Annotated in this window: 10 protein-coding genes and 1 pseudogene; 3 read left to right on the top strand and 8 right to left on the bottom strand. The window is 77.1% G+C overall.

Going from position 1 to position 11,446, the window contains the following annotated elements; genetic code table 11:
• Positions 1 to 61 precede the first annotated feature (61 nt).
• A complete protein-coding gene (locus KDL28_RS16010) occupies positions 62 to 1,909 on the top strand; it encodes a helix-turn-helix domain-containing protein (protein WP_252439339.1) in 1,848 nt (615 codons plus the stop codon).
• Between the two features lie 96 nt (positions 1,910 to 2,005).
• Positions 2,006 to 4,180: a UvrD-helicase domain-containing protein gene (locus tag KDL28_RS16005; RefSeq protein ID WP_252439337.1), complete on the top strand. Its 2,175-nt coding sequence runs from the start codon at positions 2,006 to 2,008 to the stop codon at positions 4,178 to 4,180.
• A 116-nt stretch (positions 4,181 to 4,296) separates the two neighbouring features.
• Here the strand turns inward: KDL28_RS16005 and KDL28_RS16000 are convergent, their stop codons facing one another.
• The 4 genes from KDL28_RS16000 to KDL28_RS41510 form a co-directional block, all read right to left on the bottom strand.
• Complete coding sequence (locus tag KDL28_RS16000) at positions 4,297 to 4,548, bottom strand: hypothetical protein (protein WP_252439335.1); 252 nt, start codon at positions 4,546 to 4,548, stop codon at positions 4,297 to 4,299.
• A gap of 151 nt (positions 4,549 to 4,699) precedes the next feature.
• Positions 4,700 to 5,149, bottom strand: a complete 450-nt coding sequence (locus tag KDL28_RS15995; RefSeq protein ID WP_252439333.1) for a nitroreductase/quinone reductase family protein — start codon at positions 5,147 to 5,149, stop codon at positions 4,700 to 4,702.
• A gap of 95 nt (positions 5,150 to 5,244) precedes the next feature.
• Positions 5,245 to 5,889 carry a response regulator gene (locus KDL28_RS15990; RefSeq protein WP_252439331.1) on the bottom strand — a complete coding sequence of 215 codons (645 nt, stop codon included), beginning with the start codon at positions 5,887 to 5,889 and terminating at the stop codon, positions 5,245 to 5,247.
• Positions 5,882 to 7,015: a sensor histidine kinase gene (locus tag KDL28_RS41510; RefSeq protein ID WP_252439329.1), complete on the bottom strand. Its 1,134-nt coding sequence runs from the start codon at positions 7,013 to 7,015 to the stop codon at positions 5,882 to 5,884. The genes KDL28_RS15990 and KDL28_RS41510 overlap by 8 nt, the downstream gene beginning before the upstream one ends.
• Before the next feature lie 86 nt (positions 7,016 to 7,101).
• Between KDL28_RS41510 and KDL28_RS15980 the strand changes: the two genes are divergently transcribed.
• On the top strand, positions 7,102 to 8,604 hold the full coding sequence (locus tag KDL28_RS15980; RefSeq protein WP_252439327.1) for a serine hydrolase domain-containing protein: 1,503 nt from the start codon (positions 7,102 to 7,104) through the stop codon (positions 8,602 to 8,604).
• Here the strand turns inward: KDL28_RS15980 and KDL28_RS15975 are convergent.
• The 4 genes and pseudogenes from KDL28_RS15975 to KDL28_RS15960 all read right to left on the bottom strand — a co-directional run bounded on the left by KDL28_RS15975 (position 8,502) and on the right by KDL28_RS15960 (position 11,415).
• The gene (locus KDL28_RS15975; protein WP_252439325.1) at positions 8,502 to 9,167 is read right to left on the bottom strand and encodes a DedA family protein; all 666 of its coding nucleotides are present in this window, start codon (positions 9,165 to 9,167) and stop codon (positions 8,502 to 8,504) included. The genes KDL28_RS15980 and KDL28_RS15975 overlap by 103 nt on opposite strands.
• Positions 9,168 to 9,302: 135 nt before the next feature.
• A complete protein-coding gene (locus KDL28_RS15970) occupies positions 9,303 to 9,692 on the bottom strand; it encodes a thiamine pyrophosphate-dependent enzyme (protein ID WP_372496988.1) in 390 nt (129 codons plus the stop codon).
• A 307-nt stretch (positions 9,693 to 9,999) separates the two neighbouring features.
• Positions 10,000 to 10,350, bottom strand: a pseudogene (locus KDL28_RS15965) (benzoylformate decarboxylase); the annotation flags it as partial.
• Positions 10,351 to 10,599: 249 nt separating this feature from the next.
• The gene (locus KDL28_RS15960) at positions 10,600 to 11,415 is read right to left on the bottom strand and encodes an NAD(P)H-binding protein (RefSeq protein WP_252439323.1); all 816 of its coding nucleotides are present in this window, start codon (positions 11,413 to 11,415) and stop codon (positions 10,600 to 10,602) included.
• Positions 11,416 to 11,446: the final 31 nt, after the last annotated feature.

Raw genomic sequence — 11,446 nt, 5'->3', positions numbered from 1 at the left:
GGTGGACCGGTCCAAGACGACGACAGGTTCGTTCTGGACGGGGACGGGGCAGGATCAGGGGGTGCCGCAGATCGCGCTCGAGCTGCTCCGCCTGCTGGCCCAGGACGCCCCGGCGGAGCAGCTCGACGCGTCCGCCCGCGAGCTCGCCGCCGACGACCCGGCGACGGCGGCGGCGGCGCGCGAGCTGGCCATGCGCGTGCGGGCGGGCGTCGACGCGTCGCGGCGGCGGGAGGCCGAGCTGTCGGCGCTGGTGGAGACGGCCAGGGAGCTGGCGTCGCGGTCGGACCCCGGCGCCGTGCTGGAGGCCATCGTGCAGCGCGCCCGGGCGCTCGTCGGCGCCGACGTCTCCTACCTGGCCCTGCACGACCCCGACCGCGGCGACACCTACATGCGCGCCACCGCGGGCTCGGTCTCGGCCCGGTTCCAGGCGCTGCGGCTGCCGCTGGGCGCCGGCCTCGGTGGGCTGGTCGCGCAGACCGAGCGGCCGTACTGGACGCCCGACTACCCCACCGACGACCGCTACCGGCACACCACCGAGATCGACGCGGCGGTCGCCGAGGAGGGCCTGATCGCCATCTGCGGCGTGCCGCTGCTGGTCGACGGCGCGTTCGTCGGGGTGCTGTTCGCGGCCAACCGCTCCTACCGCCCGTTCCGCCGCGACGAGGTGGCGCTGCTCGGCTCGCTCGGCGCGCTGGCCGCCGTCTCGCTGGTGCAGTCACGGCGCGCGGCGGAGGCCGCGGCCGCGCTCGACGCACTGTCCGCGGCGCACGGGGGCATCGAGCAGGCCGCCGCCGCGCACGACCGGTTCACCGCGCTGGTGCTGGCCGGCGGCGACGTGGCCGACATCGCGGCGGCGCTGGGCGAGGTGCTGGGCTGCTGGGTGGTGGTGCTCGACGACGAGGGGGTCCGGCTGGCCGGGCACGGCGCCGCGCCCGCCCCCGGCGAGGGGGTCGACCCGCTGGCGGAGGCCCCCGCCGTGCGGGAGTCGGAGGGCACCGGCCGCCTGGCCGCGGCGGACGGGCTGTGGGCGGTGTCGGTGACCGCGGCCGGGCAGCGGCTGGGCACCGTCGCGCTCGGCGGGCGGGACGCGCTGGACGCCGGGCAGGGCCGCACGGTCGAGCGGGCGGCGATGGTGACCGCGCTGCTGCTGAACCTGCGGATGCGCGCCGCAGAGGCCGAACGGCGCACCCGCACGGAACTGCTGGGCGACCTGGTGGCCAGGCCCGCGGGCGCGACGGCCGACCGCGACCTCGTCCAGCGCGGCAAGCTGGTCGGGGCGCGGCTCACCGCGCCGCACGTGGTCGCCGTCGTGCACTGCGCCCCCGAGCGCAGGCGCGCCGTGGCGTTCGCGGCCGCGAGCGGCGCGGCGCTGGCCGCCGAGCAGGGTGACGCGGTGGTCGTGCTGGTCCCCGGCGAGGACGCCTCGGCGGTCGCGGACGACCTGGCGCGCAGGCTCGGTGGCGTCGAGCCGGCGACGGTGGGCGCGGCGGGCCCGGTCGTGCCGGCCCGCGGGCTCGCCGGGGCGCACGCCGAGGCGCGCCGCACCGCGGACGCGCTGCTCGCGCTCGGCCTGCCCGGCCGCGGTGCCGCCGCGGCCGACCTCGGGTTCGCCGGGCTGGTCATCGGCGGCGAGCGCGCCGACGTGGACGGCTACCTGGACCGGGTGCTCGGCCCGCTGGCCGACTACGACGACCGGCGCGGCAGCGACCTCGTCGGCACCCTCGCGGCCTGGTTCGCCACCGGGGGCGGCCACCGGGCGGCGGCCGCGGAACTGCACGTGCACCCGAACACGGTGGCGCAGCGGCTGGGGCGCATCGGGGCGCTGTTGGGGCCGGATTGGCAGGAACCCGAGCGCGCGTTGGAGCTGCAACTCGCGCTGCGGTTGCGTCGATTGCGCGTGAACGGCTGACCGTCCGGCCCGAATCTGATACGAAGAAAGGCTCCGACATTCACAAGAATGCCGGAGCCTTTCGCGCAGTATCGATTCTACCGGAGGAATCGCGAATTGTCCACTCCGCTTCTCGACCTGGAGAGCGACCGCCGCGACGTCGCCCGCTTCTACCGCGAACTGGACTCCCAGCGCGCGGCCGTGCAGGCGGAGCTGACCGACCGCCTGCGCGGCGGCACCGGCAGCTCCCCCGGTGAGCGCGCCACCCACGAGACCGCCGTGCGCAGCCTGCGCACCCGGATCACCCGGCTCGGCGCCGGGCGCGACGGGCTGTGCCTGGGCTGGATCGAGGACACCGCGGGCGAGCGCACCCACATCGGTCGGATCGGGCTGCTGGACGCGGAGTTCGAACCGCTGGTGGTCGACTGGCGGGCGCCGGCGGCCCGGCCGTTCTACACCGCGACCCCGGCCCACCCGGAGGGCCTGGCCCACCGCAGGCACCTGCGCACCCGCGGCCGGGAGGTGCTCGACGCCTACGACGACCTCGCCGGCGGCCGGGGCGCCGACCTGGCGCTGCTCGACGCCGTCGACGCGCCGCGCACCGGCGCCATGCGCGACATCGTGGCCACCATCCAGCGCGAGCAGGACGAGATCATCCGGCTCGAGGTCCCGGGCACCCTGGTCGTGGAGGGCGGCCCGGGCACCGGGAAGACGGCGGTCGCGCTGCACCGCGTCGCCTACCTGCTCTACACGCGGCCGGTGCTGGCCCGCCGCGGTGTGTTGGTGGTCGGCCCGCACCCGCGCCTGCTCGACCACATCGACCAGGTGCTGCCCGCGCTCGGCGAGTCCGACGTCGTGTTCGCCACCGTCGGCACGCTGCTGCCGGGGCTGTCCACCACCGCGCAGGACCCGCCGCGGACGGCCCGGGTGAAGGGCTCCGCGGCGATGGTCGACGTGCTCGCGGCCGCCGTCGCCGACCGCCAGGAGCTGCCGGACGAGCCCATGCCGGTCGAGCTGGAGGACGTGACCGTCGAGCTCGACCGCGGCATCGCCGAGCGGGCCCGCGCGCGGGCCCGGGCCACCGGCGCACTGCACAACGAGGCCCGGCCGGTGTTCCGGGCCGCGGTCCTCGACGCGCTCGCCGAGCAGGCCGTCGACCGGATCGGCACCGGCTGGCTGGCCCCGCGGGAGTCCCCCGAGCTGGCCGCCGACCTGCGGGCCGACGCGCGCGCCGAGCTGCGGGCCACCCCGGCCCTGCACGCCGCCGTCGACGCGCTGTGGCCTGCCCTCACCCCGGCCCGGCTGCTGGCCGAGCTGTGGGCGTCGCCGGAGCGCATCGCGGTCGCGGCGGCCGCGCTGCCCGAGGCCGACCGGGCGGCGCTGCACCGGCCCGACGGCGCCGCCTGGACCGCCTCGGACGTGCCGCTGCTGGACGAGGCGTTCGAGCTGCTCGGCCGCGAACCGGACCGGCGCCCGGCCGACCGCGAGCGGGCCCGCGCCGCCGAGGTCCAGGCGTTCGCCGAGGGCGTCCGGACCATGCTGGACGACGACGGCTGGGCCGACGAGGACGAGATCCTGGCCGCCGACCTCGTCGCGGCCGACGTGCTGGCCGACCGGCAGCGCGAGCTGGACGTCCGCAGCACCGCCGAGCGCGCCGCGGCCGACCGGGAGTGGGTCTACGGGCACGTGGTGGTCGACGAGGCGCAGGAGCTGTCCGAGATGGACTGGCGGACGCTGGCCCGTCGCTGCCCGACCCGGTCGTTCACGATCGTCGGCGACCTGGCCCAGCGCCGGGCCGCGGGCGGGGTCCGGGCGTGGGAGCAGGTGGCCGCGGGCGCCGTGCCCGGCCGGTGGGCGCTGCGCCGGCTCACCGTGGACTACCGGACGCCGGCCGAGATCGCCGCCGTGGCCGCCGACGTGCTGGCCGAGCACCTGCCCGGGCACAGCGCGCCGCGCCCGGTCCGCGCGACCGGCACGGTGCCGTGGGCCCGTCGGGTGGACCCGGACGAGCTGGAGGGCGCGGTCCGGGCGGCCGTGGCCGACGTCGAGGGGCCCGGCACGACGACCGTCATCACCCCGGTCCCGCTGCCCGAACTCCCGGGGGCGACGGTGCTGGCCCCGCACGAGGCGAAGGGTCTGGAGTTCGACGTGGTCCTGCTCGTCGAGCCCGACGAGATCCTGGCCGCCTCCCCCGCCGACCTCTACGTGGCGCTCACCCGCGCCACCCAGCACCTCGGCGTCCTGCACACCCGCGACCTCCCCACCGCCCTCCGCCGCCTGGCCCCCCGCTGACCCGCTCCCCCTCCGGAGTTCAGGAAAGCCACGATGCCGCCCTCTGCGGGCAGCATCGTGGCTTCCTGAACCAGGGTCAGGAGTCGCGGCGGGTGTCCCGGCCGAGGCCGGGGCGCTCAGGAGCTCTCCAGCTCGTAGGCGTCATCGCCGATCCAGACGCGCAGGCCCTCGGCGTCGTCGGTGAGGTAGCCGTCCTCCTCCTCGCCGAGCTCGCGGGCGGCGTCGAGGGCCCGGTAGCCGTACTCGACGCGGCCGTCGCCGAGGTCGCGCGGGCGGTACTCGGAGGCGAGCCGGGCCGTGCGGCTCTCGGTGGCCAGCCAGCGGGCGTTGTCCTCGCCGACCTCGCCCACCCATCGCTCGTCGCGCACGAGCCGAGTGTGCGGTGGCGGGGCGCCGGGCACCAGTCCTGATCTTTTCCGATCGAACCCGTAACCCGCGCTGCGGTGCGCCGTTGAAGACCGTGACCGGGGCCGGCGGGACTGGGGAGCCCCCGCCGGCGCCGGTTGATCCTCGTGCCGGTCACCGCTCGACCAGGCGGAACACCGGGAAGCCGGGCGCGATCCCGAGCAGCGCCGCGTCCGACGAGTTCTTGTCGACGCCCTCGAAGAAGCGCCCGACCTCCCAGGCCCACTTGCGCAGGTACTCCCGCAGGATCGCCGGCTTGGCCGCGTCGGGCAGCTCCTCGACGGCGATGGCCTCGACCGTGCGGCCCAGCCGCAGCTCGCCGCCCCCGGCGGCGCGCATGTTGCGCACCCACTGGGTGTGGCCGCGCGGGGCGACCAGGTAGCGCTCGCCGTCGATGACGAGCAGGTTGACCGGGACGGTCCGCCACTGCCCGCTGGAGCGGCCGCGGACGGCGAGCACGCGCGAGCCCATCACGCTGACGCCGCGGCGGGTCAGCCACTGGACGACCGAGTTGAAGACACGGTCGGCGCGGCCGGGGCGGAGGTTGCGCTGGGTGTCGGTCATGGTGTTCCTCCTCGGTTCGAGAGCGGTGCTCTCTGTTAGGAACAGTGAACCGCACGTCGTGCTCCACGTCAAGAGCACTGCTCTCGTAACCGTCGCTACGGATCCCCCAGCCCCGCCCGGTAGCCCGCGATGACCAGCTGCGCCCGGTCGCGGGCGCCGAGCTTGCTCATCAGCCGGCCGATGTGGGTCTTCACCGTGCCCCGGCTCAGCCGCAGGCGCTGCTGGATCTCGGCGTTGGACAGCCCTTCGGTGATCAGCACGAGCACGTCCCGCTCGCGCGGGGTCACGCCGGCCAGCGCGGCCCGGTCCGCACCGCGGGTGAACCGGGCGATCAGCCGCCGGGTCACGGTGGGCGCCAGCAGCGCCTCGCCCGCCGCCACCACGCGGACGGCATCGAGCAGCCGGGCCGGGGGCGCGTCCTTGAGCAGGAAGCCGGCCGCCCCGGCGCGCAGCGCGGCGTGCACGTGCTCGTCCAGGTCGAACGTGGTCAGCACGAGCACCCGCGCGGCCGCGCCGGAGCCCACGATCCGCCGCGTCGCCTCGACGCCGTCCAGCCGCGGCATCCGCACGTCCATCAGCACGACGTCCGGCGCGAGCGCCGCGACCAGCTCGACGGCCTCCCGCCCGTCGCCCGCCTCCCCCACCACCGCCATGCCGGGGGTGGCCTCCAGCAGCAGCCGCAGCGTCGCGCGCAGGGCGGGGTCGTCGTCGGCCAGCAGCACCCGCACCCGCTCAGCCACGGCCCGCTCCGGTGAACGGCAACCGGGCCCGGACACCGAACCCGCCGCCCGGCTCCGGGCCCGCGGTGAGCGTGCCGCCGTGCCGGGCCGCGCGCTCGCGCATGCCGAGCAGGCCGTGCCCCTCGGCCGGCCGTTCGCCGGGCCGCGGGCCGTCGTCGACGATCGTGAGGGTGAGCCCGTCCGGGTCGGCGTCGAGCTCGAGCCGGCAGCGGGTCGGCCCGGCGTGGCGGCGCACGTTGGTCAACGCCTCCCGCACGATCCGCAGCGCCGACGTCCGCACGTCGGCGGGCACACCGTCCAGCTCGGTCGACCCGACCTCCACGACGACCCCGGCGGCGCGGGCCTGCTCGACGAGGTGGGCGAGCGGATCGGGCGCGGACGGGCCGTCGCGCAGGGCGCCGAGCACCGCGCGGACCTCCGCCAGCGACTCCCGCCCGGTCCGCTCGATCTCCTCCAGCGCGACCCGGCCCTGCTCGGGGTGGCTGTCGGCGAGGTGGCGGGCCACCGCGGCGCGCATGGTGATCAGGCCGAGGCTGTGCCCGACGGCGTCGTGCACGTCGCGAGCGATGCGCAGCCGCTCCTCGGCCACCGCCTGGCGGGCCCGCAGCGCGGCCAGCTCCGCGCGGGCCGCCCGGCGGGCCCGCAGCGCCCGACCCAGCGCCCATGCCCCGGTGATCACCACGACGGCGTAGGCCGCCGCCGAGCCGGGCGTGGTCGCGAAGGACTCCCACCCGGCCGGGACGGCGACCCGGCGCAGCCCGGGCACCGCGGCGCCGACCAGGCCCGCACCGGGCACCGCCACCAGCGCCGCCACCACGGCGACCGACGCGGCGCGGCGCCCGGCGCTCAGCGCGATCGGGTACAGGGCGAACCCGACCGCCGGCACCGCGGCGTCCTCCGCGGCGCCGGTGCCGACGGCGACCGCGGCCACCACCGCGACGACCGCGAAGACGGCGGCCGGCCGGAGCCTGCGCACGGTCAGCGGTGCGGCCAGCGCGGCGGCGACCAGCCAGTTCCACGGCTCGGGCACGGGGGTGCGGAACGCGGCGAACAGCCCGAGCGCGAGCGCGGCCGCCGCGTCCGCCGCCAGCAGCGGGCCCGACCGCCCGTCCCAGGTGGAGCGCACCGCCCGACGGTAACGGGGAACCGCGCGTCCGGGATCGGACCGCGGTCCGATGCGCCGGCGCCCTCCGCGCCCGGACACTGCGCCACGTGCTCGTCCACCTGCTTCTCGCCGCCGCCCTGGCCACCGTCCCCACCGCCGCACCGACGGCCCCGGTCGACGGGGTCGCCGTGGCGGCGCTGGTCGAGCGCTACCTGGACGAGACCGGGCTACCGGGTGTCGCCGTCGCCGTCACCCGCGGCCGCCACGTCGTGCACGCGGGCGGGCACGGCCGCACCGCTACCGGCGAGCCGGTCACCGAGCGCACCGCCATGCCGATCGCCTCGCTGAGCAAGTCGGTCACCGCGCTGGCCGTGCTGCAGCTCGTGGAGGACGGCGCCGTCGCGCTCGACGACCCGGTGCGCGAGCACCTGCCGGAGTTCGCCCCGGACGACCCGCGGGCCGACGCCGTCACCGTGCGGCAGCTGCTCGACCAGACCTCCGGACTGTCCGACCGCGCGTTCCCGTCGGCGAGCCGGGAGCAACCCGGCACCCTGCGCGAGTCGGTGGCGCAGCTGCGCACCGCCGGACTGGTGGCCGAGCCCGGCACGCACTGGGAGTACCACAACCCGAACTACCAGGTCGCCGCCCGGCTGGTGGAGGTGGTCAGCGGCCGACCGTTCGCCACCCACCTGCGTGAGCAGATCTTCGCGCCGCTCGGCATGCGCGACAGTCGCGGCATCGACACCGACCGCGACCTGCCGCCCGGCCCCACCGGGCACGTCCGGGTGCTCGGTGCGGCGGTCCCGGTCCGCGAGCCGGCCGCGTTCGGCGCGGGCTCGGGGGGCGTGCTCAGCTCCGCGCGCGACATGGCCGCCTGGCTCATCGCGCAGACCGACGGCACCGGCCCCGACGGGCGGTCGGTCGCGACCCCCGCGACGGTCGCGACGCTGCACACCCCGTCCTCGCCCGCGTCCAGGTCGTACGCGCTGGGCTGGTCGGTCGGCACCACCGCCGCCGGGGCGCCGGTCGTCGAGCACGGCGGCGACCTGTTCACCTGCACCGCCCACCAGGCGCTGCTGCCCGCCTCCGGGTACGGGATCGCGGTGCTGGCCAACACCGGGCCGGTGGACGGCGACGCCGGCGCGCTCGCCGAGCAGCTCGTCGCGCTGGTGGAAGGCACCGCGCCGCCGCCGGCCGGGTCGTCGCGCGCGGTCGTCGACGCCGCGCTGCTCGCGTTGGCGGCCGGTACGGCGTGGCTGGCCGTGCGCGGGGTGCGGCGCGCGGACCGGTGGGCGGCCCGCCGGCGCTCGGTGGCGACGGCGCTGCTGCGCACGCTGCCGCTGCTCGCCCCGACCGCGCTGCTGCTGGGCGTGCACCGGGTGTTCGGAGTGCTCTACCGCGGCCGCGACCTGGCCTGGGTGCAGGTGCTGTACCTGTACCCGCTGCTGGTCCTGCTGCTCGTGGTCGCGGCGGGCGGCGGGGCCGGGGTCGCCGTGGCGCGGGTGGCTCAGGCCGCGCGGGGCAGTTCGACGTCCGGCTCCGGGGAGACGGAGATCGGGAGCGGCATCGCGACCGCGCGGCGCGCCGCCCGACGGGCCCGGATGCGCTGACCGATCGCGAACGCGCCCGCGGTGACCGCCGCCATGATCACGCCGGCGATGAGGCACGGCAACGGCCGGCCGCCGGTGACCGGGCCGAGCGCCAGCCCGACCAGCAGCATGTAGCAGCTCCACACCACCGAGCTGGCCAGCGTCCAGGGCAGGAACCGGCGCAGCGGCAGCCCGAACCGGCCGGCCGCGGCCGTGCTGACCAGGCGTCCGCCCGGCACCAGGCGGGCGCCGACCAGCGCGACCCCGGGCTGGGCCAGCAGCCGGGCGCGCACCCAGCCGGAGATGCCGGTGCGCGCGTCGGTCAGCGCGACGATCCGCTGCGACGAGCGCCCGAGGCCGAAGACCAGCAGGTCGCCGATCATCGAGCCGACCACGGCCACCAGGAACAGGGCGAGCACCGCGACCGCGTCGTGGCTGCCGAAGGCCAGCGCACTGGCCGACATCAGGATGGTCTCGCTGGGCAGCACCGGGAACGGGCCGTCCACCGCGATCATCACGGCCAGCAGGGGCAGGAGCCACACGCTGTGCAGCAAGGCACCGAAGCCCGTCAGCACATCGAGCACGCTCAGTCCTCCCGGTCGGGGATGCACCCCCGGCGCGGGAGCCCGTCCCAGCGTGACAGACGCCGCCGCGGTTGATCGGTAGGGGTGGCCCCCCGGTCCCGGTGAGGCTGCCCCACCGGCGTGGTTCGTGGCCGGTCACGGCCGGAACGTGCCCTCGACGCGCACCGCCACCTCCAGGACCAGCGGCTCCGTCCGCCCGTCCAGCGTCGGGACGACCTCGTCCAGCGCCGCGGCCAGCTCGTCGCCGGTCCGCACCCGTCGCGCCGGGCAGCCCAGGGCCAGGGCCAGGCCCGCCACGCTCACCTCGGGGAACGCCGGCCACGGCGGCTCGTCCGCGCCGTGCTGCTCGGCCAGCCGGTCCATGACGGCGTACCGGCCGTTGGCCAGCACCACGAACAGCACGCCGCAGCCGTAGTGCGCCGCGCTCCACAGCGCCTGGATCGCGTGGAGCGACGACCCGTCGCCGACCACGGCGACCACGGGCCGGCGGGGCTGCGCCATCCGCACGCCGATCGCCGCGGGCAGCGCGAACCCGAGCCCGCCATCGTCGCCGACAGGAACCCAGCGAGGCCCGGGCCGGGACCAGTCGGTGCAGGTCGCGGCGGCTCGACGGGGTCTCCTCGACGACCACGGTGTCCGGGGTGATCCGCGCCGCGAGCGCGGAGAGCACCTGCGCGGCGCGCAGCGGCTCCGGCCCCGACGGCAGCGCCACCGGCTCCGCGGCAGCCCGCCGGAAGCCGCCCGACCGGGCCGGGACGGCCTCGGCCGGCGCCCGGCACACCGGTCCCGGCGGCGCGAGCATGGCCAGGTCGACGGGGCTGTGGTGGGCGTCGTCGGGGTCGTCGGTGACCAGCGCGATCGTCGTCCCCCTGGCGACCAGCGGCCCCGCCTCGAACGGGTACTGGCGGAACACCGGCGCCCCGACGACCAGCAGCACGTCGTGCCCGGCGACGGCGTCGCGCAGCCGGGCGCGCCCGGCCGGCAGGTGCCCGGCGAACTGCGGGTGGTCCTGCGGGAAGCCGGCCCGGGCGGAGAAGACCTCCTGCCACACCGGGCAGCCCAGCCTTTCGGCCAGGGCGACCAGCGCGGCCCAGGTGTCGTCGCGGTCGGCGTCGGCGCCCACGACGATCGCCGGGTAGAGGTGGCTGACGAACGCGTAGACGAGGACCTGCGAGCTGAACACGAACACGCCGGCCAGCAGCACCAGGACGTACACGCCGATCCCCGGCAGCCGCACGCTGACCAGCGCCGGCGGCGCGTGCGCCAGCAGGACCTTGCCCGGTCCGCTGGCGTGCAGCGGCAACAGCCGCCCCACCCGCGAGCGCACCCGCACCTCCGCCCGCCCCGCACCGCCCCGTCGAGAACGAACTTGTCGCCGTTTTGACCGGTCCAAAACGACAACAGGTTCGTTCTCGACGGGGTGGAGGGCGGGTCAGGGGGCGCGGAAGGCGTCGACGTTGTCCCGCGCCCACTGGGCGAACGTCGTGGCGGGACGGCCGAGGATCCGCTCGACGGAGGGGTCCGCCTGCTGCGGGTGCTCGACGAGCAGGGCCATCCCCTCCACGTACCACCGCGCCACCTCCTCGCCCATACCGCGCGCGGCCTTGCGGGCGATGGCCTCCTCGTGGGTGAGCTCGACGTAGGGCACCTCGCGCCCGAGCGCGGCGCCGATGGTCGCCACCATCTCCGCGCGGGTCAGCGACTGCGGGCCGGTCAGCGGGTAGCGCCTGCCCGCGTGGTCGTCCCGCAGCAGGGTGGCGGCCGCGACCGCGGCGATGTCGCGCATGTCGATCGGGGCGTTGGCCGAGGTCGGGTGCGCGTCGCGGACGGCGCCCTCGGTGCGGATCTCGTCGGCCCAGTCCAGGGCGTTGGACATGAACTCGCCGGGTTCGAGGTGGGTCCAGGCCACCCCGGAGGCCTCTACGTCGCCCTCGATGGCGTGCCAGGAGCCGCCCTCCCCGCCGGCCAGGTCGACGATCCGGCGCACGCCGGCCGCGGCGGCCAGCGCGGCGACCTCCCGCGCGGTCGACGGGCTCGGCGCCAGGTACATCCGGTCGACGCCCTCCAGGGCGGGGCGCACCGTCTCCGGCCGCCCGACCTGGCCGACGACGACGTCCACACCGGACGGCAGGGCGGCCCGTCGCGGCGAGACCGTCAGCGCCCGGACGTCGGTCTCCCCGGCCGCGAGCAGTGCGTCGACCAGCATCCGGCCGACGTTGGCGGTCGCGCCCGTCACCAGGATCGTCATGGCTCCCCCTTTTGTCGTGCGTGGTACGGAA

The organism is Pseudonocardia humida, assembly GCF_023898865.1.
Taxonomy (GTDB): Bacteria; Actinomycetota; Actinomycetes; order Mycobacteriales; family Pseudonocardiaceae; genus Pseudonocardia; species Pseudonocardia humida.
The sequence above is the reverse complement of the archived record's forward strand: the minus strand, read 5'-3'. Positions and strand labels throughout refer to the sequence as shown.